Source organism: Kiloniella laminariae DSM 19542, from assembly GCF_000374005.1.
Lineage (GTDB): Bacteria > Pseudomonadota > Alphaproteobacteria > Kiloniellales > Kiloniellaceae > Kiloniella > Kiloniella laminariae.
The window spans coordinates 29,492-52,416 of record NZ_KB893141.1 but is presented as its reverse complement, the minus strand read 5'-3'; the positions used below and the strand labels follow the sequence as shown (position 1 = coordinate 52,416).

Sequence of the window (22,925 nt, the reverse complement as noted above, 5' to 3'; positions counted from 1 at the left end):
ACAACGGCTCCAGCGCGTTCCAGTTGATCAAACCTTCTATACCCTCAAGCGCGTTCAGCGCTGGGTGGTCCAAAAGCTCATGTGTCGCGAAAAGGGCGGGTTGTGTTTTGAAGCTTTGTTTCATAGCCAAAAAATACTTAATCAATCAGTCTAGGGAAAGGTCAGAGTTTTGCTGAGGTCTCTATAAATAGAAATGCCCTTCAAAAAGCCGATTAAATCTTCAGGATCTTCGCGATAAGAGCTGTCTCTATACAGGGATGTCTGTCTACAGGGCAGTCTGTGCTTTTCCTTGTACATACCTCGCCCCCCCGGGCTCAGAAACACCTCTGGATTGCGGATATCTCTTTGCGAACTTGCAAGGGGACAGATTCCAATGCAGTTCCTTCGATAATCGACGGCTTCATCAATAGGAGATAATGCCTGAAAGCTTTGAATATCTTCATTTTCTTTCAGCGTCTTAGCCAAAAATCAAAAAAAATTCACTTTTTGCATTTTTCCTCTTGAGTAATTTCATCGAATCCCCTAAGTTCCGCCTCGTCGCCACGATGGCCGTCACGACGGACCAGAAAGACAGAAAAAAGTGGTCGACCTTAGTGCCTCTATAGCTCAACTGGTAGAGCACCTGATTTGTAATCAGGGGGTTCCGGGTTCAAGTCCTGGTGGAGGCACCACTTTTCTTCCTTATATATCAATATTATAACACAATTGTATCATGAAGCATTTCAAACTGTTTTTCATGCAATGCATGATTAACTATTGAAAACACCCTCAATCCCCCGCCATCTCTATCACGACACAAACCTTATACGACCGTCTTCATATCGGCCCATCTGGTCGTGTATCTGGGCTAGAAAAGCGTTCCTGGTCTGCCATTGTCCTTCTGTTGGCTCGCGATTTTCTACAGACTATCAACAAAAATAGCAGAACAGGTCCTGATCGCTGTTTTCTCAAAAAACAGAGGGCTACTCCTGCTATTCTCAGGCAACTTTAATCACCTGTCATATTTGAGAACTGACCATGCCTTCCTCCAACATACCTTTTCAGACCATAGACTGGGCAAAGGTTCCCAAAACCGAATACCCGGGTGAAACCGGCATGGCCTCTTGGCAAACTGTGCAGTATGAAGGTCTGCGGATCAGGATTGTTGAATATTCTACAGGGTACATTGCCGACCACTGGTGTAAAAAAGGCCACATCGTCCAGTGCCTCGAAGGCAGTTTTACCAGTGAAATGAGTGATGGATCAGCTTTTAAACTTGATCAGGGTATGACCTATATTGTCTCCGATAATCTCAGCTCGCACCGCTCGGTGACTGAGACGGGGGTGAAACTTCTGATTATCGATGGAGATTTTTTACAGCTTCCCCCTGAAACCTCGCTGTAATGTTATTGGTAAATGCTCCTGGTAATGCTCTTGCAGACAGTTCTGCATGTTTTGTGAATAATCCTTCTTGAACTGGGCAACTCATTCAGCTAGCCCTTGTCATGAAATATCAATCCTGGAGAACAAGATGCCAGCCAAGAAGAACCCCCTGAAGCTCAACAGTCTGCAGCTGCGCACCCTGGTGCTGGCCCAGGTTATCGCCCGAGACGAGCGTCTTTCGACTGCTCATACTTCCGGCGATGTCACATTGGAACACCTGCCCCATGCCCATGGTGACCATGTCCACGTTGGGCCCTACGTCGTTTCCGCCAAGGAAGCCAGCGGTTTTGCCAACCCTGCTGTCTGGGTTGCTCTGGCGCGCAAGGGGCTGGTACGGGATTCCGGTTATCCTGTGACCCTGACACCAGAGGGGCTGGCCTATGACACCGGTCTGGATGAAAAATTTGAAGCCTCGGATCACTAAACCCCCGGGCAACAAACCAAGACCAAGAAGCGATAATAAATAAAAGGACCGCTATCCTCTCGGAATAGCAGTCCTTTTTTATAGCCTATGCCAAATATCGGTAAACATTACTGCACAGAGCTGATCACTCGCGGTTGGCCGCCGTTCCCCGAACGTGGCTGCAGCTCAGGCAGACATGCAATGTAAGATCAACAGGAACGCCGTTATCTTCAACTTCCTGGATGTCTTCGGGATGATATTTCGAGACATCGTTGTCCAGATGCCAGCTGCCAGTACTGGCAAGATCCTGTCGTGACAATTCATACCGAACCACACGTTCTGAAAAGCACTTGTTACACTTGTTCATAACATCCCTCCCTCTTTAGTACCGGACTTTGTACCCGGCTCTGGTATCGGGAAAAATGATACGATAACAAAGACGATGTGGATAGTCAGGAAAAGATCGAAAGATCCAGTTCCAGTATTTCCCCCAGCCAGATGGCGTGATCGCGATGATCGCGCAGCGCCTCTCCACTGTCCGGATGAACAAAAAGTGTCAGGCCTTTGCGTCTAAGGGAAAACCAGGTCAGGACAGCTCCAAATTGCTCCGGAGGTACAGACAGCTGGCAGCTCCAGCGGGGGTGAGGCCCGACAAGCTGTTCATGCATCCGTCCCATTCTCAAATCAAAGCGTTCCCGCGCCTCGAGGCACAGCTGACGGGCCTGTTCAATCGTCGTTGCATCGTAATAGACATGCAGATGAAAATCAGCAAGCTCGACACCGATCGCATCATTGAAATCTTTTGCCTGAATTTGTTGCCCCATTTCTAATCTTCCCCTTCATTTGTCCATCCTGTTCCTCTCCCTGAAGATGGTCGGGACGACAGGACTTGTCCATGCTGTATCTGTCACCAGACTGTTGCTTCCCCGAAGACAATCGGCATTTTAGCACAGCAACAGCATACTGTATTCCCCGGGAGCTTTAGGGTATAAGAAACAGCAACAAATCACTCTTTTGCCGCGGCACCTGTGGCACAATCATACGTAGCCCTGGATTTTGACCATGACACCTGCCCTGTTCGATATCGCTCTGACAGCCTTTGTTACCCTTTTCGTGATTATAGATCCGCTTGGGTTGCTACCGATCTTTATCGGCCTTACCCAGGGCAGCAATGCCGCCCACAAACGGCGCATGGCTCTCAAAGGCACCTTGATCGGGGGCTGTATTCTCGTGTTTTTTGCCCTCTTCGGTGATCGTTTTCTGGATCTTCTGGGTGTCAGTCTCTCGGCCTTCAGGATCTCGGGCGGGGTTATGCTGTTTATCATCGCGCTCGAGATGGTCTTTGATAAACGTACCCAACGGCGCGAGCATAATGCAGGGGAACTCAAGGGAGCCAAGAAAACCCATGAAGACATCTCTGTCTTCCCCCTGGCGATCCCCCTGATTTCCGGCCCCGGTGCCATTGCTTCGGTCATGCTGCTGATGAGCGCCAACAAAAACGACCTGCTGGCCCAAGGGGTTGTGTTTGCTGTGCTCGCCGGGGTGCTCGGTCTCTGCCTGATCCTGTTTCTTCTTGCCGGGCGACTGGAAAAACTGGTTGGCGATACCATCACTCATGTCATTTCCCGGGTTCTGGGAATTGTCCTCGCTGCTCTTGCGGTCCAGTATATCCTCGACGGACTGAAAATCGGACTTCTGGGCTAAATCCCGGCTGAAGGACGGATGTCAGTCCAGCCAGGAGCCGTTCAAAGTAGATGGCATTTGTCCTATATTACTGATAGTTCTTCGTAAATTAGAAACCTTTCTTTGCTACAAACAGCCAGATAATAAATAATCTGGATAACAAATAACCGGATAACAAATACCCGGATAACAATCAGGATCGGGCTTTTTGCATCCTGGCACAAACATCTCTCGATCAGGGCTGTGTTCTTGCTGAAGAACCCCTCAGCTGGACCGTGAAAAAAAGAAGAGGTTGTTCAAGCCAGCCTCATGAGGATCGACTTTGAAACAGAATGAAGCGTTTTTGCTGGAACAACAGGCTTTACTTGATGCCTTTCCTCTTCCGGTTTTCATCTCCGACAGCCAGCAGGGTTTTATCTCTGGTAACAAGGCCTTCTATGCCTTCATTGATCCGCAGGTAGAATGGAACCCTGATCCGGAAGAGCTGCACAGCGAAAACTTTCATATCGACGAATTGCATGTTCCGGACAAACACTATCATCCTCTGGAAATTGAAACCCTGCTGCAGACAACCATCAGCCACTCCAGCTTTCCGGCCCTCGATACACAGGTTCTGGAAACAGGGACTGCCCGGACAATCGAGCTGTCGCTGCGCCGGGCAGACGGTGTTGACTGTCAGGTCCTGCTGTCCAAAACCCGCCTTGTAGATCCGCAAGGTTTCGCCCGCCCCTGTATCCTCAACACCATCCAGGATATTTCAGAACAATATCAGGCCCAGAACACTCTATTGGATGCAGTAGATTCCATTGCCGAAGCCTTTGTCATCTATGACAACGACGGCAAGCTGGTGATCTGTAACCAGAATTTCCGTGATATGTATGGCTACAGCGAAGAACAGGCACGGCCAGGAGTACACTTTCAGGAACTCCGGCGGATTGATATCACCAATGGCAATGTCGCCATCGGCGATGAGGACGGGGAAGATTTTCTGGAACGAAAAGCGGCCTATCGCCGGGAATTGAAAGGCTCCTTTACCGTCAAGCTCAGGGATGGCCGCTGGATACAGACGACGGATCGCCGGGTCCCGGGTCTCGGTTTCGTTTCGGTTCAGAGCGATATCACGACCAGCAAAGAGTCTGAATACGAGCTTCTGCGGGCCAAGGAAACGGCCGAACTGGCCAGCCGGGCGAAATCCGAATTCCTGGCCAATATGAGCCATGAACTCCGTACGCCACTTAACTCCATGATCGGCTTTTCCCACATCCTGATGGCCGAAATGTTCGGAAAACACACCAGCCCGAAGTATACCGAATATGCCGAGGCTATTCATCACTCGAGCAATCTGCTTCTGGAACTGCTTTCGGACATTCTTGACCAGTCAAAAATCGAACTGGGAAATGCCATTCTGGAACCTGAAGCTGTTCAGATTTCTCCCTTGCTCAATGATTGCATCTCGCTGCTGCGGGAACGCAGTGACAGAGCCGGGATCACCCTGCAGCTTGAAAGCGAGCCAGAGCTTCCGGAAATCTCGCTTGATCGGCTGAAAACCAAACAGACTGTTCTCAATCTTCTGACCAATGCCATCAAGTTCACCGATGCAGACGGCCAGGTTACTGTATCTGCGAAACTCGGTCATCAGGGTGGTCTTCAAATCAGAGTACAGGATAGCGGGATCGGCATCGCATCAGAAAATCTGTCCCGTGTCCTGGAGCCTTTTGCCCAGGTTGCCGAAAGCAAAACCCGTAATCATGAAGGAAGTGGCCTCGGTCTGTCGATATCCCGCTCTTTCGTCGAGCTGCACGGGGGAACCCTCTCGATAGAGAGTACCCTTGGACAAGGCACTGTCGTGGTCCTGGATTTTCCGCCTCAACTGACCCTGTCTCCCCAGAATATCCTGTCCCAGACAGGTTGAGGGCAGAACGACGGCTCTCGAGCTGAGCCGTCGTCCGGAGACAAGTACGACGACATCCAGTGCAAATGATTTCCATAAACTGGTGGCAGTATGCGTCAGCTTACAGGATATTGCTCTGACAGGTTAAACCTCTGTCAACAAAAGTTCTTTCAGGCTTCATGTGGTCTGAAAAGCCCTGCGCCTACCGGGCAGGGTGTCTTGAACCTTTCGTGTTCTGGACCAACACATGCCTCTTATGACTGGGGACCAGTTTTCGAACTGGTCCCTGATTTTTCACTCATACGATTAGGCCTGAGATCGCGGTTTCATTTCCGCCTCTTTTTTGGTTGGGTAATATTTCTTTTTCCGTTCAAGCTGATAAAAAAGTGTTCCATGAATGCCAATTACGTCTTTCTTCTTAACAGGCATCTTCCATACAGGTGTTAAATCTCCAACAGCTTTTCTTCTCCGGTACGCTCGTGTAAGTCTTCAATAAACTCAACATCCTGAGAGTTTGGAAAAACCACCTGAAACATTTCATCTTCAATTGAAAATATATCCTATGTACAGTTTTCAGCGCCATCAATAACCTGAATGTTTTTCATGCCTGCTCCTGTCGCTTCAGATAATAGCTCAAATTATAAAGTTAAAAAAAATTGATTGATCAAGAGTAACGGAAACCTCTGTCACTTTTATGATGTTAAACGCTTTAAGGCCAAATCCGCCTGCGCAATAAACCGCTCGAGAATCGCGGCAACAGGTTCGACCTGCCCGGCGAAACAGGCGCTTTGGCCGTAATCGAGCAACCCTTCCCGCGTATCGCCTGACGCGTAGGCTGCCCGGGCTTTGCTGCCGGAAAGCAGATCCGCATAATCGGCATAGTCCCGATTCCCCTGCTGTTCCAGTTCAGCCACAGCTTCTGCGGTTTCATTGTGCAGGACCCGGTGATGGTTTTTAAAGCTGGTCAGCACAACCAGACTATCCAGTCCGTCGCCTTGCACAATGCGTTGTTTATAGTCCCGGTGCGCCCGGATTTCTTCAGACACCAGCATCCGCGTTCCCATCAGAATACCTTCACAGCCCATCGCCAGAGCTGCAGTCAACTGACTGCCATGACCAATGCCACCGCCAAGCACCACCGGGATCGAAAGTTTTTGCGGGCCACTGGCCCCCTGCACCATCGTGCCAACCATCATATAGCCGGGATGGCCGCCACCTTCGGCCCCGACCAGAATAACCGCATCCACCCCCGCGCGTTCTGCAGAGAGGGCGAAACGAACCGCGGGCACCTTGTGGATCACCTTGATCCCGGCTTCTTTCATCAGGGGAACAATATTTGCCGGAGAACCGCCCGCGGTTTCTACCACCGCAACCCTTTCTTCGCGCACCACAGACATCAGCGGGATCAGGCGGTCATTGGCATCCGGGCGGGCAGAGATATAGAGATTAACGCCAAAGGGCTTCCCCCCGGTCAAGTCCCGGCACTTGCGGATTTCATCGCGCAGCTGTTCCGGATCGGAAAAGGTCAGGGCCGAGATAAATCCCATGGCCCCGGCGTTGACCACGGCTGCAACGTAGTTGGCATCCGCCAGATGCAACAGCCCGCCACAGAGGACAGGGTAGCGAATTCCAAGTAAATCCGTGATCCGGGTTTTGAAGGCGGCTTCACTCATCAAATTTTCTCAGAAGCTTTATCAAGACTCAAAATTCTATGCTTCACACAATCTATCGTCCCTTCCAGACCGGTGTGCGTTTTTCGGCAAAGGCACTGATTCCCTCAACGGCATCTTCAGAAGAAACCATGCGGTGATAGATCGGGCAATCACAGTCGCCGCCGCCCTTGACCCGATCCATGGCTTCCCGGGCAGACATCCCGTCAACATAGGCCAGGACTTCTTTCAGAGCCTCAAGGGCAAGTGGCGCCCCCTGTGCTATTTCCTGTGCCAGTTCCAGTGCTGTACTTTCCAACTCCGCCACAGGAACAGCTTTGCTGACCAGTCCCCAGCGCAAGGCTTCTTCGGCTTCCATCAGGCGCCCGCTGTACAAAAGATCTTTTGCCACATTGGGCGGGATTATTTTGGGGAGCTTCTGTACCGCGCCACCATCAGCCAAGATGCCGCGCTGCATTTCCGGCAACGAGAAAAAGGCATGGTCGGCCATCACCACCATGTCGCAAGCCAGAACGATTTCGAAGCCACCACCAACGGCTGCTCCGTTTACCGCCGCGATAACGGGTTTGGTCAGATCGTGAAATTCGGTAATACCGGCAAAGCCCCCTGGTCCATGCCCCTGTTCGGGATCATTTTCCAGCTCAAGGTTGATCCCACCTTCTCCGGCAGTTTCCTTCAGGTCCCAGCCTGCACAGAAAATACGTTCGCCCTGCCCGCGGATCACCCCGACAGAATAGCCCGGGTTATCCTGTAACTCGCGCAAGGCGGCATAGATCGCCCGGCTCATGGCCCGGTTGATCGCATTGGCAGGAGGACGATTGAGAATAATCTCCAGAACCCGTCCATGTGCCCGGGTTAAAACCAGCTCTTCACTCATTACTCTTTCCCTGTCCCGTTCTGTTATCAGGCTGCTTTATCCTGATCTTGTCTCATCAATTCACGATAACGCCGCAAATGAAAGCGCGGATCGCCAAAGGTACTGTTAATCGCGGTAATCCGTTTATAATAGTGACCGATCGGCAGTTCGGTCATCATGCCCATCGCGCCATGGAACTGGATACCTTCCTGCCCAACAGATCTTGCGTCCAACCCAACCTGATATTTCGCGGCGCAGATTTTACGCATCAGCTCTGGCCCAAAAGGTTTACCGCCCTGTTGATCCGCCTCTTGGTCCAACCCACAGACAGCATCATAGACCAGGGACTGGCTGAGCTGGCATTTCATATAGACATCGACCAGACGGTGTTGCAGCGCCTGAAAAGACCCGAGCTTCTGCCCGAACTGTTCTCTTGTCCGCAAGAAGTCCCCGGACTGTTCAGAAATCGCCCACATGGTGCCGACAGCCTCAGCACAAAGTGCGACAGCCGCCTTGGCAATAACCCACTGCAGCGGCACAAAGCCCTGCCCTTCCTGCCCCAGAAGGGCTTCTTCGGGCACCTGCACCGCTTTAAACTCCAGATCACTGGCAGAACCTCCATCCTGGGTGCGGTAAGAACGGGCCTGTAGTCCTGCGGCATCGGGGTCAAGCAGGAACAGACTGACACCTTCGCGCTCCCCCGCCCGACCCGCGTTTCTGGCCGCGACAATGATCTTGTCTGCCACACCCGCATGGAACACCGTCGTTTTGCTCCCCTCGAGCAGATAGCCGGTTTCATTCTTAGTTGCCCGCAGCCGGATCTGGGTCAGGTCATAGCCTCCCCCCTGTTCGGCAAAGGCCAAAGCCAGTTTAAGCTCTCCGGCCCCGACCTGGGGCAAAAGCGCTGACTTTTGCTCTTCGCTGCCCGCGGCAGCAACAATCTCGCCACCCAGCACCACCGTCGCCAGATAGGGGCTGGTCAGCAAACTACGGCCCATTTCCTCCATCAGGATCATAGTCTCGATCGGGCTTCCGCCCAGCCCGTCGTATTGCTCGGCAAAAGGCATGGCCAGCCAGCCCAGCTCGGCAAAGTTCTGCCAGTGACTTTCCTGATAGCCGTGCGGTTGCTCAAGAATCCCGGCCCGTTTTTCAAAGGCATACTGTTCATCGAGAAAGCGCCGGGTGGAATTGCGGAACAGTTGCTGTTCTTCGGTAAAGGTAAAGTCCATGACTAGAGCCCCAATACTGCTTTGGCGATGATGGTTTTCTGGATCTCGTTGGACCCGGCATAGATCGAGGTCTTGCGAAAATTGAAGTGAGCCATGGCGGCTTTTCCCGAGGTTATCCCTGCAATTTGCAGGACAGGTCTGCTATCCTGCCCTCTCTGTCCGGCATAGCCCAATGCCTGATGGGTCAGTTCAAGAATATCCTGCTGGATTTCGGTACCGCGAATTTTCAGCATGGAAGCTTCGGCCCCCATCGCATCTGATCCGCCCGGACCAAAGAGAAAGCGTTGCTCGGTCACTTCCAGCGCGCGCAGGGCAATCTCGGCTCTGGCAACTTCGGACATGAAATCCGGGTCGTCACTCAAACGTCCTTCATCGACAGCAAGGGCAGCTGCCAGTTTCTTCAAACGTGCCAGACTGGCAAGGGAACGACCGACCTCTGCTGTGCCAAAGCGTTCCAGCCCCAGCAGATACTTGGCAATGGACCAACCCTGATTTTCTTCACCGATCCGGTTGGCAAAGGGCACGCGCACATTATCGAAAAACACCTGGTTGACCTCGTGCGTCCCTTCAAAGGTCATCAGGGGCGTCACTGAAATTCCCGGCGTTTTCATATCGATCATCAAAAAGGTGATCCCCTGTTGTTTCCGCCCGGAACTGTCGGTGCGAAACAGACCAAACATTCCGTCGGCAATATGGGCTTCACTGGTCCAGGTCTTCGAACCGTTGATGATATAGCTGTCCCCTTCGGCTACCGCCCGGCATTGGAGCGAGGCCAGATCCGACCCGGCATTCGGCTCGGAAAAACCCTGACACCAGAGTTCATCCCCGGAAAGTATGCCCGGCAGAAACTTTTCCTGCTGTGCCTGCGTGCCAAATTCCAGCAGACAGGGCGCCAGCATGACAACGCCGTAAGGGATGGGACGGGGAGCGTCAGAGAGGGCAATTTCCCGCTCGAACAGGTAATGCTGTTCATCGCTCCAGCCTGCACCACCATGGGTTTTCGGCCAGGATGGACAGCTCCAGCCCTTTTGCCCCAGAATTTTGTGCCAGCGCACCATCATCTCACGGGGCAGGATCATTTCTTCCTGGGCGACTTTATGACGAATGTCGTCGGGCAGATTATCCGCAACAAAATTACCTACTTCGTCACGAAAAGCCTCTGCTTCGGCGCTAAATTTCATATCCATTGATTATTCCCCGTCACTCAGGACTGTGCCTCGCCACGCACTTTGAAATTACGGCATGTTCAGTCTGAAAGAAAACCACGAGGGAGACTAAAAAATAATACCTTATCCGACAAGAATCATACAAATTGCTAAACGGCTGTTCAATAAGAAAACAAACTGCCTTGAGAGGCCCTTCATTCCAGAGGAGTGTTATCATCTTTCCCCGGCTTTCCAGAAAGCCTGAGGAACAGTTCCCCGCTTTTGAGATCGGTCTTCTTCCCGAATGACCAGTCTGCTCTGCCAACTCCGGGGTTTGTGCTGTTTTTCCCGGACTGTCCTGACATAAAACGGAACAGCCCGCGCAGGCCACGATAGACTTTCGGAATCAACCAGATTGCCAACAACAGGAACAGAGCCAGAAAAGCAGCAAAAATCGACGGGGACATAAAGGCCATGATCAGACCGCCAATCACCATGATATCTTCAGCAACAGACGCCATAATGTTGGTCACAGGCTCAGGAGAAGTATTAAGTACTGCCCGGCTGCCACTTTTGACCAGATGGCTGACAGCAGCAAGCCCTCCTCCCAAGAGGAAGGCCAAGGCCTGGGTTTCCCCGCCTGCACTCTCCAATAACCCTGCGGCAAGAAAGGCTCCTGCGGGGATACGAATGAAGGTGTGCACGGCATCCCAGACGGAATCGAGGGTCGGTATTTTATCGACAATAAATTCAATGAAATAGAGAAAAACAGCAATCATGATCACAGCGGGATGCTGCACAAATGCAAGGTTCGCGGGCAAATCCACCTGTCCGCTGGCCCCAAGAATTCCCAAGAACGCCACGGTAGCATACAGATTTATACCACTGGCCCAGGCAAGGGCTGAAGACAAAATCAGGACCTCGAACAACGACAAGATCATCTCCCAAACGAAAAGGAACCACGTCTTTCAAAAGAAATTAACGAACTGTATTTATATTGGGGCTTATGATCTAAAAACAACATTCGTAAAAATACCAAGCTTGTAAACAAAGGTAATCCTGTCCAAATTAAGAGACAGGTTTCGACAGCCGGATGATAAGTTCACCAGACAACTATGGAGGGATTATCGCGCGGAATATCCAGAAAATCTGGATGACAGTCACAGAATAACCTTAAAATTGCTCTTTTCCATTCATACATTGAATTCAAGAGCCGGTTATCAAAAATTCCGCAGTAATGAGTTGAAGCAGACATCCCGGTGAAATTTGGTGTAGAGTGAATTTAGACCACGCTGAGGGAGTTAAATGCGTTGGCAATGGAAGACCAAGATAGCCTGAGCGCCACTGAACAGGCCGAATTAATGGCTCTGGTAGCCCGATCCAGAGATCGGGATGCTTTTGCCAGACTCTTCAGGCATTTTGCCCCCCGTCTCATTTCCTATATGCGCAAACTCGGCACGGATGAAGAAAACACCGAAGGTCTGGTTCAGGATGTTATGTTCAGTCTCTGGCAACAGGCCGGAAGCTACAATCCCGATAAAAGCTATGTCTCAAGCTGGGTTTTCGCCATCGCACGAAACCGCCGGATAGACCGTTTCCGTCGACAGAAACTTGCCTCTTTCGATCAAAACCAAATAGAAAACCAGGTAGACCTCGCTCCTGGTCAGGATCAGGAGATTGAACATCAGGAAGTTGAAGCCCTGTTGCGTGAGTCCATCGAGAGTCTTCCGGAAGACCAATCCCGACTGCTCCAGCTCGCTTTTTATGATGACTTGACCCATAAAGAAATTGCCCTGCTGGAGAACTTGCCTCTTGGAACGGTAAAGTCGCGCTTAAGGCTGGCCATCAACAAACTGCGCCGCACTTTGGGGCACAGTCTTTTCCAGTTTAAGGGATAAGGGATAACATACAAATATCTGACACATTCATCAGCTTGACTTGTCAGCCTATATTTTCCGGACAGATGTCTTCCTGCCCTAATAAAACCAGGCAATAAGCCAGTGCAGATGAAGTTCCGGCATAAAACTCTTCGCCTATATCAGCGAGAGCCCGAATGTCACCTGCGCACAGTTGTTCTTGTTCACTTTCAAGCGCGCCGCTCAAAATAAGAACCAGCCCTGTCTGCCGTGCCATTTTTCCTGAAAAGGCAGCTTTGCCAGAATCAACTTTCAGCAAAAAAATACGGGCCGATTTCAGGGGTAAAGCTACTGTTGAGCGCCCTTCGCTTTCATTGACATTCCAGTCAAGATCATCAAGATTGCCTGACAAAACCTGATACACAGGTGCCGGAAGCAACTCTTTCCCACCAGAACGTCCTCTTGGGAAAGGCGTAATCTCGGCAGAAACCTTTTCTGAATCCAGCAAGGCCATCATACGTTCTTCCATCCCGTCAGGAAGATCAGTCACGGGCAATCTTTCCAACAGGGCACCGCCAAGAGCCTGAAGACGGACAATCTCTTCCCGGCACTCAGAACAGAGAGACAAGTGGCTTGATATAAAAAGGGCCAGCCCGGACTCAATACTACCCGAGACATAGTCAATCAGGTTTTCACCGGAAGGATGTAACCGAGGAACTTCTACCGCCACCACATCTTCTTGTGTGGCAGATCCGGAGATGATGCCTGTCATGAGTTTATTCCCTTGTTATCCCGGTTTGTGTTACGGCTTGCTTCCTGGCCATTTTCTACCGGTCAAAGCTGGTTTTAATCTTAACTTTTTATACGTTGCAAACCGGCTTTTGGATCACAGAAATGTGTCTGGGATTGAAAGGCACAGTAAAATCGTTCAACAAATCACCTTCCAGGCAATATAACAGAGAAATTGATCTTGCACCATCTTGGACCAATATAGAACATAACATTATCCCGGCAGATGCCTCAGGCCGGCTCATCCTAACAGGCGAGACCTTTAAGTTCCCATGACCCTTTCCCCTTCTCTCCGCAGGATCTGGCTGTTCCTTTTTCTTCCCTTGTTTCTTTCTGGCTGTGAGGGAAGCTATACTTGGGGCTGGCACGTTATTGACCCCAGCACAGCTCAGGGATGGGATAATATCTCTTTTCTTATTGGCGGGTTATGGGGGACCATAAAAATTTCGGTTATCGCCATATTCCTGTCCATGCTGATTGGTCTCGCCATCAGCCTCCCGGGGCTATCGCGCAACAAAGTCTTTCTAGCCTTTAATCTGGGATATGTATCTATCTTCCGCTCGATCCCGGTACTGGTCATGGTGCTCTGGATTTACTATGGATTACCAGTAATTTTGGGGCTGGAAATGTCGGTTATCATGGCCGGAATAGTTGCCCTTGCCCTTTGCGACAGTGCCTTTCAGGCTGAGATATTTCGCGGAGGGATACAGTCAATCGAGATCGGACAACACGAAGCCGCGGACAGTATGGGCCTGAGCTATTTTCAAAAGATGCGTCTGATCATTCTGCCCCAGGCAATTAGACGCATCATCCCACCCCTGGGAAACCAGTTTGTCTATATGCTGAAAATGTCGTCCCTGGTTTCCGTAATTGGCTACAGCGACCTCACCCGCCGGGCCAATGAACTCAGTGTCAATGAATACCGCCCCCTTGAGATCTACAGTTTTCTTATTCTCGAATACCTGTTGCTGATCCTTCTGGTTGCCTATGCCATCCGCAAAGTCGAAAAGCGTCTGCAAGCCAGCGAGGAGAAACAAAACCATCCGCCCCGTGAAGCGACATCTTCAAAGGGGGCGCAAGGCGCTGCCCCTCAAAATTAGTGGCAGAGTTTATCGAATCTCTTCCGAACCGTCCGACGAACGATTTTCCCTGAGCTTCTCCTGCTCTTCCTGCACCATATCCGTAATCACGGTTGAGCTGGCAGGGGAAAAGAGCACCAGAGGGACGCGAAGCGCCCGTACAATCGTTTGCCGAACGAAAGTTCGATAGAGCGCAAAAAGAACCAGAATAACCTGGACTGCTGCCGTGGTCAGGAACAGTCCGGAAGAACCGAATTTCCCCATCATGAAAGAGGCAATAACCGGGCCCGACATCGCACCAATTCCGTAAACAATCATTAGTCCGCCAGCTGCATTGACCCGCTGATCCTTTTCAAGGAAATCATTGGCATGAGCGACGGTAATCGGATTGAGGGCAAAGGCAGCACCACCATAAATCGCGACAGAGACAAAAACCAGAATCCCCCCCAGCCCGGAACCAAAAATCACCCCGATACAGCCCAGAAAAATTCCGCTGGCAACGCCCATGATCATATAACGTCGGTCAAAGCGATCAGACATCCGGCCAAAAGGCCACTGCAGGATCAGTCCGCCAATAATCGCAGCACCCATAAACAGGGCTATGTCTTCGGTTCCCAAGCCAATCTCCGCGGCAAAGATAGGCCCCATGGAATAAAACGAGGCATTGGTCATCCCCGCCGCAGCGGCTCCAACCGTCCCCAAAGGAGAAAGGCGATAAAGATCCTTCAACCCAAAGCTCAACTTTTTGGGTACAGGCGCTGGCTGTTCGGAACGGGTCAGGGCAACTGGAACAATTGCCAGAGAAAAGAGAGCAGAAATCAGGACAAAAAGCGAGACCTCGGTTGGTGCAGCCAGATTGAGAAGAAACTGTCCGGCAGCCAACCCGCCGTAATAGGTAATCATATAGAAAGCAAGGATTTGCCCTCGTATGGCATTATCTGCACGTTCGTTGATCCAGCTTTCCGTAACCATGAACAGGCCCGAGATCGCTATCCCTGCCAGACAGCGAAACAAAGCCCAGGCAAGAGGGTCGACAAAATAGGCATGGAGCAGCGGCAATATCGACATCAACGCTGCAAGGGCTGCATAAGTCCGGATATGCCCAACACTTGCAACCATCTTCCGGCAGAGGAAAACGCCGCTCATAATACCAAAAAAATAGGCCGCCATGACCCAGCCCGTGGTTTCGTTGGCAAAGCCTTCAGCGGATGCCCGCACCCCGATCAAGGTCGAAAACAGACCATTGCCCATGACAAGGATGGCCGTCGCCAGAAAAAGACTAACCAGCGAAGAAAGGGTACGGAACATGAAACCTCCGGAAGGTGCCCGTGGTCAGGGAAAGAACACAATAACAAAGTCAGGGCCTTATACCGTCAGCCTGACAGCATCCCCTTGCAAAAGTATGAAGATATATTGCTTAAGTCCAGACCAAACAGAAATGTCGGAAGGACGCACTCTCCGGGGAAAGCCTGGTATGATAACCTGGAATAAGAAGAGGTTATAAAAGGTTCTTGGGGGTGCTATAACGGACCAACAACCGCGCCACACCAGGATTAAGCTCCAGCCCGACTTCATGGCGGGAGTTCCATTTTACCGTCCCGTAGAGGGAACCACACTGATCGTGGCTCAGCTCAATAACGCTGCCCACAGGGATCTTGGTTTCCAGCTTCAGGCGGGCACCGCAGGATGAAAGATCAAGAACCTCGCAATCATAACAGGTATCCAGAACTGTCAGGGACACTCTGGTATCCGGCAACGCCGCATGACGAGGCCCCTGTCGACGATTTGTCAAACGTTTCAACGAAACCTGAGAGAACTCTTGATACAAAACTTTACCCTCATTACCACAAACTCTACAGCGCCTCGGAACAGTGTAGATTACATAAGGTTTCTATATTCTTTATCCTGGAACAGGCCAACAGCTATTCTTTGTGAACAGGCCGATATAATGTAATCACGTACCAGAGTTGCTGTTACAGGTTTGGGCATAAAACCGGAAATAGACTGCCTCTCCAGCTCATCGACCCCACCTGCATTGTCATATCCACTCATCATTAAAAATGGAAGCTCCCGGGTCAGGGCATCACTTGAATCACGCAGGCGCTGCAGAAGATCGAGCCCGGTTTCCGGCACCATAAAATAGTCGGAAATAACCAGATCAGGCGGTTGCACGGCAATAGATTCCATTGCTTCAGCAACTGTCTCATACAACAGGACTTCGCCAACACCCAGTGATCGAAGCATCAGATTCATCATCGAACGTACAGCCTTGCTGTCGTCAACCACAACGATCCGCAGATTGGCCCAGTCGTCCTTTGTCCAAGGCACCATTTCACCCCTAATTCTCTGAACTCTATATCAAGAAAAAACCTGAAGGGATTCTCGTGGCCCAACGGTTTCAGTTTGTGTCTGTACACTGCATTCACTTATGACTCCGGAGTGTTAAAATTCTCCTACTGACTAGGTTGTATTCGAGCTAAAATATCAGTTTTTTTGAAAACCCATCTATCAAATAAAAACCTAACTACATGTTATTAAATAAAAATAAAAAAACATTCCCTCTCATGAGCACATCTATTGCGGGAAATTAATATGAAAATATTTTTATCCATAAATTGTGGTAGTTAAAATTTTAATTAATTTTGAAATGAAAATCAGCAGCCTGTGCATATTTTGTTTAGGAATTTGTCGTAACCTCACCCCGTTTCCGATAGTCTCTTGGAAACAAGAATTTCAGGGAGTGGTAAATGAGCCTCAGGACTTACAAATATCAGATCCAGCCCGCACCCATGGCGCGCGTTGAATCCGGGGAAATAGAAGCCAAAAATCTTGACGATGCTAAGCGTCAGCTTCGGGTACAGTATATGCTGTCCCAACTGCCGAATGATACGTTACTGGAAGACCAGTCCGAAATTCAGGAAAATATGGCGCGCGAAAAATCTGCCAAGGCCCGGGAGATGTTAAGAGTCCTGTCCGAACATCATGTCTGGATGAAAGATTCCTCGAAAGGTGCGCGGGCGAATCTGAATAATCTCAACCTGACAGACATGGTTATCCCCAAATCCCAACTGGAAAATGCTGATATGGCCGGCGCTGATTTCAGTGGCGCTGATCTGAGCGGTTCCAATCTTGTTAACGCCAATCTGGTACGCGCCAGCCTGTACGGTACAAACCTTAAAGGGGCTGACCTGTCCGGCGCTGATCTGAGTGATGCTGACCTGCGTGGCGCCAACCTCACTGATGCCAAGCTTGAAGGCGCTGATCTTTGGCGGGCAAACCTCATGGGGTGCGTCATTTCGCCTACTGCCCTGCACAAGGCCCTCTCCTGTAAGAAAGAATAAAGTCTGGGGCTGCAAGCCGCAGCACTCGATAAACTCTGCTGTGGAAGATATGAGCGAAAACAAACAAGACTCTGGGGAATTCGCCGCCTCTGCACCGGAAGAAAGATCTGCATTCCAGGCCCTTAAACGGGGCCTGCGCAGAAAATGTCCCTGTTGTGGAACAGGAAATATCTTTCGGAAGTATGTGACGGTTGAAGATGAATGTGCAGTATGTGGTGAAGAACTTGGCCACATCAGAGCCGATGATATCCCTCCTTACTTCACCATTATGATTGTCGGACACATTGTGGTCCCGGCAGTGATGTGGAGCGAACAGGCCTGGTCTCCTTCCCTTTGGACCCATGTCGCGATTTGGCCCGCGCTCACCCTGGCCCTTACCCTTGCCTTTCTTCCCTTCATCAAGGGCGGTGTTCTTGGTGTGCTCTGGGCACTTAAAATGTTTGAAGACGAAAAGCGCTATCCGGTGGCAAAATAAATACTGTGCTCACCTGAAAGCTCTGTACCACCGGGAACATGAGGAAAATACCAGGCAAGTAAAGACACCAGCCTGGTCAAGCCTCTATACGGTTTTCAGCCGCATATTTTATTATCCTGTCTGCCTGACAGATCTGGCATTGATATTTCCTTTTCCCGGCTCACGAAGTTGTATATACAATACGTAACGGATACAGGATTTCTTGGAGCACGATATGTGGGATAGCCTTTGGATCAATTGTCACCTCTGCACACTACAGGATGACGGCCTTGGTATTATCAGGGATGGCGCCATTGCCTGCCAGGGCGAAAAAATCATCTGGGTTGGCCCCTTCTCCGAACTGAAAGATCCTCCGGAAAAGCTGGCAAAAGAAATTTATGACCTCAATGGCAGCTGGGTCACCCCCGGTCTGATTGATTGCCATACGCATATTGTCCATGGTGGTGACCGGATTGAAGAGTTCAACCTGCGTCTGGAAGGGGCAAGCTACGAAGAAATTGCCCGAGCTGGCGGTGGTATCCGGTCTACTGTAAAGGCAACCCGGGAAGCCAGTGAAGCGGAGCTACTTTCTGCAGCCCTCAAACGCGCGACGGCACTCCAGTCAGAAGGCGTCACCGTTATCGAGGTCAAATCCGGCTATGGCCTGAATTGGGAAAATGAGTGCAAACAGCTCACCGTTGCCCGTGAAATCGAAAAGCATCTGCCGATCAAGGTGCAGACTTCCTATCTTGCTGCGCATACGGTTCCAGAGGAATTCCACGGGGACGGCGATGGTTATATCAACTCGGTAATCGACAAGCTGTCCGTGCTGAAGGAACTCAATCTGGCGGATGCCATTGACGGTTTTTGTGAAGGTATTGCCTTTAATCCGGCGCAGATCGAAAAGCTGTTCAAGGCCGCCCAAAAACTTGGTTTTGATCTGAAGCTCCACGCAGACCAATTGAGCGATCTCGGCGGCGCAGGTCTTGCCGCCCGTTATGGCGCGCTCTCTGCCGATCATCTGGAATACTCTTCGGAACAGTCGGTCAGGGAAATGGCCGAGGCCGGATCGGTTGCTGTAATCCTGCCCGGCGCTTTCTACTTCCTTAAGGAAACCCAGGTCCCTCCCATTGCGGCTTTCCGCGAACACGGCGTGCCCATGGCTGTCGCAACAGATATGAACCCCGGCTCTTCTCCCTGCTGCTCTTTGCTCATGTCCATGAATATGGCCTGCACCCTCTTTCGCATGACACCAACCGAGGCCCTGCGCGGCGTCACACTCAACGCGGCAAAAGCGCTGGGGATCTCAGATACACACGGCTCGCTTGCTATTGGCAAGTCTGCTGATTTCGCTATCTGGGATATTTCCTCTCCCGCCGCTCTTTCTTACTACATCGGCTATAATCCATTGCAGCAGCTGGTTCAGGCCGGAAAAATCATCATCCAGTAAAGCCGTGAGCCATGCCCCAGATACTTGTCTGAACAAGATACAAAACAAAGGCCCTGCAGGATCAAAGCGGGCCTTTGTTCTTACTATTAGCGCTCTTTACAACGGCGCATAGCTGATCGCCAGAGCCAAGATAGAGGAAACAACCAGAACTTTTGGAATAGACCAGTGCAACCTCAGCAACAGCAATCCGGAGATAAATGCCAGAGCAACAGCATAAATATCCAGCGTTGCCAGATCTGGCATCCAGAGCTGGATCGGCCCAATCTTTTCAAGGCTAACCTCGGCAAAAAACACATGCAGGGCAAACCAGAGGGAAAGATTCAGGATCACCCCGACAACTGCAGCAATAATTGCTGACAGTGCTCCCTTGAGACGGGGTTGGGACCCGATCCATTCAATGTAAGGGGCTCCGGCAAAGATCCAGAGAAAACAGGGCGCAAAGGTTGCCCAAAGCGCCACAAGCGCACCGCCCAGTCCCGCAAGCCAGGACAGGCTTTCTACCTGCTGATAGGCTGCAAGATAACCGACAAACTCTGTCACCAGAATAAGCGGGCCCGGTGTGGTTTCTGCCAATCCCAGCCCGTCCATCATCTGTCCGGCCGTCAGCCAGCCGTGGTTCTGCACCACATCCTGCCCCATATAGGCCAGCACAGCATAAGCCCCGCCAAAGGTCACCACCGCCAGTTTCGAGAAAAACCAGCCGATCTGCCCAAGAATTGCCCCCTCACCAAGATAGGAAGACAACAGAATCAATGGTAGAAGCCAGATCGCCAGCCAGAGCAAAACTGTTCGCACTGTGGCTTGCGGTTTCACAGTGATATGGACCAGATCTTCTGGTAACCCGCTCTTTTTGCTGCGAAGAAAACCGTATAACCCGGCAAGGAAAACAATCAGGGGAAAAGGCAGAGCAAAGAAAAAAATCGCCACCAGAGAAATCCCGGCAATAATCCAGTGTTCTGTATGTTTCAGGGCCTTGCGGGAGATCCGCAACAGGGCCTCGAGAACGATAATCAGTACAGCCGCCTTGATACCGAAAAACAGGGCTTCGACAAAAGGCACCGAACCAAAGGCGGCATAGATTGCAGCCATGGCCAAAACGACAAAAGCCCCCGGCAAGACAAACAGCAACCCGGTTGCAAGTCCACCGGCAACCCCGTGCAATCTCCAACCTGCATAGGTCGCCAGCTGCATGGCTTCCGGTCCCGGCAACAGCATGCAAAAACTCAGAGCATTGAGAAACTGGGACTCAGTCAGCCATTTTTTCTCGTCCACAATCACCCGGTGCATCAGCGCAATCTGGGCTGTTGGTCCGCCAAAAGAAAGGATGCCAATCTGGAACCAGATCTTGATCGCTTCCCATAAGGTAATTGGATCATACAGAGTATCATCGGAAGCAATCGAGCTGGAATTATTGCCCGCCCCGTCAAGGCTATGGTCAGTCACGTTCCTGACTCCTTGTTGTTGCTGCGGGCCAGTCGTGCCCTTCAGCCGTGGCATCCCGTGCCCAGCGATAGAAGGCATCATAAAGCAGCATTCCTGCTTCCAGTTGAGCCAAATCATCACGATACATTCTGGAAAGCCCCAGAGACGCTGCCAGCAATCCGGCAGCCTCGGGAGCCAGATCATGCCGGTTGGTATCTGCTCCCCGCACAATCGTCGCCAGATTTTTCAGAGCTTCAATTTCAAGGCCAAACTCTTCAACCATTGTGTCAAAAGTGCAGTATTCCTCCCTGTGGCTCCAGAATACTCCATCAACATCAAAAGGAGTGGCATCGAACTTTTCCGCCACACTTTCGACCTGAGAGGGCACCACGAAAAGAAACTGGGCCGAAGGATCAACAAAACGCCGGATCAACCAAGGGCAGGCAATACGGTCAATTTTTGGCCGTAAACGGGTGACCCAGAGCGTATTGCCCTTTGCTGTACGCGTCGGAATAGACTTTGCCGGAACGCTCGGCAGTCCTGCGGCACTCCAGCCAAGTGTCCCTGTTTCCAGGCTCTCCGCGTTCACCCCATGGTGACGCAGAAGCGCAGCTGCGCCCTGGCTCAGCTTCAGGCCTTTCTGACAGACAACAACAACGGATTTCCCCATAAGCTGGGGAGCCAGTGTTTCAATCTCCCGGAAACCATGCCGGAAAGCCCCGGGAATAAACCGGGGATCATCCTCAAAATCCTCATCAATGCGGACATCAATCAGCACAGGAGCATTCGGGGTACCAATAAGACGGGAAAGCTGGGCAACGGTAATTTCGGTTGGTGACGACATCAGGCGTCCTCCCTTGTTTTAAGAGATTGTTACGGACGCGAATCTTGGGCTGTCGCCTCACGGGGTGTTCGCTGCCCCCATGCCTTTATAAAAGCCTGAAATTCTTTTGCTGTCAATGCGAAGGCCAGAACGAGTTTAGGACTGGAAAAAAGAGAATAGGACTCTGGTGACGTCACCCGGCAACAATCCGCGTATCAAGTGCCCAGCGTGGCGCTGGTGGTACAGCCGTGCCGTAACCGATCCGGGCAAGCATTTGCAGCGTCTCCCCCTCTTCAGCAAAGGCAGCATGTATTCTGCGATAGAGATCCTTCATCTCGTTATATTCCTGCAGGGCCTGACTATGAGGCTGCATACTGATCCCCAGAACTGTTGCCGTCAGATTTGCCCTTACATAGTCTCGACCGGCTTCAATCTGGCTCACTCTGTTGTTCTCTGCAGTCGCCAGAATAATAAATGCCCCGGCTGTTTCATTGAGCGGTCTCATATAGTCAAGGCTTTCGGCAAAAGCCCCACTCGCAGGATCAGCCAGGCTTTCACGGGTCACATAACCAATTCTGTTCGCCACCTCCAGAAACGGACCTCCAAGTGAGATACCATCAGGTGCTTTTTCAATCTCATCTTTACCGATACGCATCAAGCCCACACTTTCACCATGTTTCTCGGGGGTCTTCGTTTCCACCAGCGACGCCTGCCAGCCGATTTCCTTGAGGCTGGCGATGCTCCTGGCATCATTCAGGACAGAGACACGGACAGCTCCGCGCCCGGAGCGGTCAATCGCATCAAGATCGGACTGGGCAATGTTGCGGGTTTCATCAAAAACGGTACGGTTGGTCCGTCGATTGAGGATGGCTGTAAAAAGCGGGTCCTTCTTTTGCGTTGTGTCCTCGACAAGTCTGATATGGGCAATTGCCCGAGCATCCAGTGTCCTGGCATTGCTGCCTTCGGGAAAGATATCAATCTCTGCCCGATAGCCGCTTTCCGCAGCGGCAATGCCAAAGATTTCCAGAAAGCAGCCCAGACCGATTGTTATCTGCCGATTAAAGGGATCTGTTTCGGGCAGGAGACGATTCAGCTGACAGAAAAGCGTCGCTTCAGTATCAGATTTTAAATCCACCAGCCAAGGCTGACGGTTATGAGGATTAGGAGCCAGGATTGCATAGGACAAAGCATTCCGCATCGGATCGGCATAAACACGCCCTGCTTCTGTCCAGGGCAGTCGTGCCCTTTCCGGGGCGCGTGTCGCAACCCAGCCTCCGGCTCCCGCAGCCAGAATTACGCTCGTGCCACCGATAACCTTCAGAAACTTACGACGACCTCTTTGCATGACCAATTCACTTCCCTGAATATCTACTGCCGCATTAATCCACATTGTTTGCACGCAAACGATCAAG

23 protein-coding genes and 1 tRNA gene are annotated in these 22,925 nt (G+C 51.2%); 10 read left to right on the top strand and 14 right to left on the bottom strand.

Annotated features, from left to right (window positions below):
• Positions 1 to 595 precede the first annotated feature (595 nt).
• The 3 genes from B152_RS0110070 (at position 596) to B152_RS0110060 (ending at position 1,846) form a co-directional block, all read left to right on the top strand.
• Positions 596 to 671: transfer RNA gene (locus tag B152_RS0110070), tRNA-Thr, on the top strand.
• A 346-nt stretch (positions 672 to 1,017) separates the two neighbouring features.
• The gene (locus B152_RS0110065) at positions 1,018 to 1,383 is read left to right on the top strand and encodes a DHCW motif cupin fold protein (protein WP_020592295.1); all 366 of its coding nucleotides are present in this window, start codon (positions 1,018 to 1,020) and stop codon (positions 1,381 to 1,383) included.
• Positions 1,384 to 1,510: 127 nt separating this feature from the next.
• The gene (locus B152_RS0110060) at positions 1,511 to 1,846 is read left to right on the top strand and encodes a hypothetical protein (protein ID WP_020592294.1); all 336 of its coding nucleotides are present in this window, start codon (positions 1,511 to 1,513) and stop codon (positions 1,844 to 1,846) included.
• 124 nt (positions 1,847 to 1,970) lie between these two features.
• Here B152_RS0110060 and B152_RS0110055 read toward each other — a convergent pair whose 3' ends face one another.
• Together B152_RS0110055 and B152_RS0110050 are read right to left on the bottom strand one after the other, a co-directional pair.
• Complete coding sequence (locus B152_RS0110055; RefSeq protein ID WP_020592293.1) at positions 1,971 to 2,192, bottom strand: hypothetical protein; 222 nt, start codon at positions 2,190 to 2,192, stop codon at positions 1,971 to 1,973.
• An 85-nt stretch (positions 2,193 to 2,277) separates the two neighbouring features.
• Positions 2,278 to 2,649, bottom strand: coding sequence for a DOPA 4,5-dioxygenase family protein (locus B152_RS0110050; protein ID WP_020592292.1), 372 nt, complete (start codon positions 2,647 to 2,649; stop codon positions 2,278 to 2,280).
• A gap of 238 nt (positions 2,650 to 2,887) precedes the next feature.
• On the opposite strand from B152_RS0110050, the gene B152_RS0110045 reads away from it, so the two are divergent.
• The gene (locus B152_RS0110045; protein WP_020592291.1) at positions 2,888 to 3,529 is read left to right on the top strand and encodes a MarC family protein; all 642 of its coding nucleotides are present in this window, start codon (positions 2,888 to 2,890) and stop codon (positions 3,527 to 3,529) included.
• A 301-nt stretch (positions 3,530 to 3,830) separates the two neighbouring features.
• Complete coding sequence (locus tag B152_RS23250; RefSeq protein ID WP_020592290.1) at positions 3,831 to 5,420, top strand: PAS domain-containing sensor histidine kinase; 1,590 nt, start codon at positions 3,831 to 3,833, stop codon at positions 5,418 to 5,420.
• A gap of 671 nt (positions 5,421 to 6,091) precedes the next feature.
• On the opposite strand, the gene B152_RS0110025 is transcribed toward B152_RS23250, so the two are convergent.
• The 5 genes from B152_RS0110025 to B152_RS23240 all read right to left on the bottom strand — a co-directional run bounded on the left by B152_RS0110025 (position 6,092) and on the right by B152_RS23240 (position 11,240).
• Positions 6,092 to 7,072, bottom strand: a complete 981-nt coding sequence (locus tag B152_RS0110025; protein ID WP_020592287.1) for an NAD(P)H-dependent flavin oxidoreductase — start codon at positions 7,070 to 7,072, stop codon at positions 6,092 to 6,094.
• 52 nt (positions 7,073 to 7,124) lie between these two features.
• Positions 7,125 to 7,946, bottom strand: coding sequence for an enoyl-CoA hydratase-related protein (locus B152_RS0110020; RefSeq protein WP_020592286.1), 822 nt, complete (start codon positions 7,944 to 7,946; stop codon positions 7,125 to 7,127).
• Positions 7,947 to 7,972: 26 nt separating this feature from the next.
• Complete coding sequence (locus B152_RS0110015) at positions 7,973 to 9,154, bottom strand: acyl-CoA dehydrogenase family protein (protein WP_020592285.1); 1,182 nt, start codon at positions 9,152 to 9,154, stop codon at positions 7,973 to 7,975.
• Positions 9,155 to 9,156: 2 nt separating this feature from the next.
• A complete protein-coding gene (locus B152_RS0110010; RefSeq protein WP_020592284.1) occupies positions 9,157 to 10,341 on the bottom strand; it encodes an acyl-CoA dehydrogenase family protein in 1,185 nt (394 codons plus the stop codon).
• 173 nt (positions 10,342 to 10,514) lie between these two features.
• Complete coding sequence (locus B152_RS23240) at positions 10,515 to 11,240, bottom strand: DUF4126 domain-containing protein (RefSeq protein WP_020592283.1); 726 nt, start codon at positions 11,238 to 11,240, stop codon at positions 10,515 to 10,517.
• Between the two features lie 375 nt (positions 11,241 to 11,615).
• Here B152_RS23240 and B152_RS0110000 point away from each other — a divergent pair, with 375 nt between their 5' ends.
• On the top strand, positions 11,616 to 12,197 hold the full coding sequence (locus B152_RS0110000; RefSeq protein ID WP_020592282.1) for a sigma-70 family RNA polymerase sigma factor: 582 nt from the start codon (positions 11,616 to 11,618) through the stop codon (positions 12,195 to 12,197).
• Between the two features lie 43 nt (positions 12,198 to 12,240).
• Here the strand turns inward: B152_RS0110000 and B152_RS0109995 are convergent, their stop codons facing one another.
• Entirely contained in the window at positions 12,241 to 12,927 is a 687-nt protein-coding gene (locus B152_RS0109995) for a cupin domain-containing protein (protein ID WP_020592281.1), read from the bottom strand.
• Between the two features lie 289 nt (positions 12,928 to 13,216).
• Here B152_RS0109995 and B152_RS23235 point away from each other — a divergent pair, with 289 nt between their 5' ends.
• Positions 13,217 to 14,044 (top strand): amino acid ABC transporter permease, encoded by an 828-nt coding sequence (locus B152_RS23235; RefSeq protein ID WP_020592280.1) that lies wholly within the window; start codon positions 13,217 to 13,219, stop codon positions 14,042 to 14,044.
• A gap of 9 nt (positions 14,045 to 14,053) precedes the next feature.
• Here the strand turns inward: B152_RS23235 and B152_RS23230 are convergent, their stop codons facing one another.
• From B152_RS23230 to B152_RS23225, 3 genes are all read right to left on the bottom strand, one after another.
• The gene (locus B152_RS23230) at positions 14,054 to 15,331 is read right to left on the bottom strand and encodes an MFS transporter (protein ID WP_020592279.1); all 1,278 of its coding nucleotides are present in this window, start codon (positions 15,329 to 15,331) and stop codon (positions 14,054 to 14,056) included.
• Between the two features lie 190 nt (positions 15,332 to 15,521).
• Positions 15,522 to 15,824: a PilZ domain-containing protein gene (locus tag B152_RS25805; protein ID WP_157231027.1), complete on the bottom strand. Its 303-nt coding sequence runs from the start codon at positions 15,822 to 15,824 to the stop codon at positions 15,522 to 15,524.
• 77 nt (positions 15,825 to 15,901) lie between these two features.
• The gene (locus B152_RS23225; RefSeq protein ID WP_020592277.1) at positions 15,902 to 16,354 is read right to left on the bottom strand and encodes a response regulator; all 453 of its coding nucleotides are present in this window, start codon (positions 16,352 to 16,354) and stop codon (positions 15,902 to 15,904) included.
• A 416-nt stretch (positions 16,355 to 16,770) separates the two neighbouring features.
• On the opposite strand from B152_RS23225, the gene B152_RS25295 reads away from it, so the two are divergent.
• The 3 genes from B152_RS25295 (at position 16,771) to hutI (ending at position 19,268) form a co-directional block, all read left to right on the top strand.
• Positions 16,771 to 17,364, top strand: coding sequence for a pentapeptide repeat-containing protein (locus tag B152_RS25295; RefSeq protein ID WP_020592276.1), 594 nt, complete (start codon positions 16,771 to 16,773; stop codon positions 17,362 to 17,364).
• Between the two features lie 49 nt (positions 17,365 to 17,413).
• Positions 17,414 to 17,839, top strand: coding sequence for a DUF983 domain-containing protein (locus tag B152_RS0109965; protein WP_051083014.1), 426 nt, complete (start codon positions 17,414 to 17,416; stop codon positions 17,837 to 17,839).
• Positions 17,840 to 18,053: 214 nt separating this feature from the next.
• On the top strand, positions 18,054 to 19,268 hold the full coding sequence (hutI, locus tag B152_RS0109960; RefSeq protein ID WP_020592274.1) for an imidazolonepropionase: 1,215 nt from the start codon (positions 18,054 to 18,056) through the stop codon (positions 19,266 to 19,268).
• Positions 19,269 to 19,364: 96 nt separating this feature from the next.
• Here the strand turns inward: hutI and chrA are convergent, their stop codons facing one another.
• The 3 genes from chrA to B152_RS0109945 form a co-directional block, all read right to left on the bottom strand.
• The gene (chrA, locus tag B152_RS0109955; protein WP_020592273.1) at positions 19,365 to 20,711 is read right to left on the bottom strand and encodes a chromate efflux transporter; all 1,347 of its coding nucleotides are present in this window, start codon (positions 20,709 to 20,711) and stop codon (positions 19,365 to 19,367) included.
• Positions 20,704 to 21,534: a chromate resistance protein ChrB domain-containing protein gene (locus B152_RS0109950; RefSeq protein ID WP_020592272.1), complete on the bottom strand. Its 831-nt coding sequence runs from the start codon at positions 21,532 to 21,534 to the stop codon at positions 20,704 to 20,706. The genes chrA and B152_RS0109950 overlap by 8 nt, the downstream gene beginning before the upstream one ends.
• A 172-nt stretch (positions 21,535 to 21,706) precedes the next feature.
• A complete protein-coding gene (locus tag B152_RS0109945) occupies positions 21,707 to 22,858 on the bottom strand; it encodes an Acg family FMN-binding oxidoreductase (RefSeq protein ID WP_020592271.1) in 1,152 nt (383 codons plus the stop codon).
• Positions 22,859 to 22,925 lie beyond the last annotated feature (67 nt).

Excerpts from the sequence above, each read along its gene's own strand:
- B152_RS0110065 (WP_020592295.1), top strand. The coding sequence starts at position 1,018 with ATGCCTTCCTCCAACATACCTTTTCAGACCATAGACTGGGCAAAGGTT.
- B152_RS0110060 (WP_020592294.1), top strand. The coding sequence starts at position 1,511 with ATGCCAGCCAAGAAGAACCCCCTGAAGCTCAACAGTCTGCAGCTGCGC.
- B152_RS0110055 (WP_020592293.1), bottom strand. The coding sequence starts at position 2,192 with ATGAACAAGTGTAACAAGTGCTTTTCAGAACGTGTGGTTCGGTATGAA.
- B152_RS0110050 (WP_020592292.1), bottom strand. The coding sequence starts at position 2,649 with ATGGGGCAACAAATTCAGGCAAAAGATTTCAATGATGCGATCGGTGTC.
- B152_RS0110045 (WP_020592291.1), top strand. The coding sequence starts at position 2,888 with ATGACACCTGCCCTGTTCGATATCGCTCTGACAGCCTTTGTTACCCTT.
- B152_RS0110025 (WP_020592287.1), bottom strand. The coding sequence starts at position 7,072 with ATGAGTGAAGCCGCCTTCAAAACCCGGATCACGGATTTACTTGGAATT.
- B152_RS0110020 (WP_020592286.1), bottom strand. The coding sequence starts at position 7,946 with ATGAGTGAAGAGCTGGTTTTAACCCGGGCACATGGACGGGTTCTGGAG.
- B152_RS0110015 (WP_020592285.1), bottom strand. The coding sequence starts at position 9,154 with ATGGACTTTACCTTTACCGAAGAACAGCAACTGTTCCGCAATTCCACC.
- B152_RS0110010 (WP_020592284.1), bottom strand. The coding sequence starts at position 10,341 with ATGGATATGAAATTTAGCGCCGAAGCAGAGGCTTTTCGTGACGAAGTA.
- B152_RS23240 (WP_020592283.1), bottom strand. The coding sequence starts at position 11,240 with ATGATCTTGTCGTTGTTCGAGGTCCTGATTTTGTCTTCAGCCCTTGCC.
- B152_RS0110000 (WP_020592282.1), top strand. The coding sequence starts at position 11,616 with ATGGAAGACCAAGATAGCCTGAGCGCCACTGAACAGGCCGAATTAATG.
- B152_RS0109995 (WP_020592281.1), bottom strand. The coding sequence starts at position 12,927 with ATGACAGGCATCATCTCCGGATCTGCCACACAAGAAGATGTGGTGGCG.
- B152_RS23235 (WP_020592280.1), top strand. The coding sequence starts at position 13,217 with ATGACCCTTTCCCCTTCTCTCCGCAGGATCTGGCTGTTCCTTTTTCTT.
- B152_RS23230 (WP_020592279.1), bottom strand. The coding sequence starts at position 15,331 with ATGTTCCGTACCCTTTCTTCGCTGGTTAGTCTTTTTCTGGCGACGGCC.
- B152_RS23225 (WP_020592277.1), bottom strand. The coding sequence starts at position 16,354 with ATGGTGCCTTGGACAAAGGACGACTGGGCCAATCTGCGGATCGTTGTG.
- B152_RS25295 (WP_020592276.1), top strand. The coding sequence starts at position 16,771 with ATGAGCCTCAGGACTTACAAATATCAGATCCAGCCCGCACCCATGGCG.
- B152_RS0109965 (WP_051083014.1), top strand. The coding sequence starts at position 17,414 with ATGAGCGAAAACAAACAAGACTCTGGGGAATTCGCCGCCTCTGCACCG.
- hutI (WP_020592274.1), top strand. The coding sequence starts at position 18,054 with ATGTGGGATAGCCTTTGGATCAATTGTCACCTCTGCACACTACAGGAT.
- B152_RS0109950 (WP_020592272.1), bottom strand. The coding sequence starts at position 21,534 with ATGTCGTCACCAACCGAAATTACCGTTGCCCAGCTTTCCCGTCTTATT.
- B152_RS0109945 (WP_020592271.1), bottom strand. The coding sequence starts at position 22,858 with ATGCAAAGAGGTCGTCGTAAGTTTCTGAAGGTTATCGGTGGCACGAGC.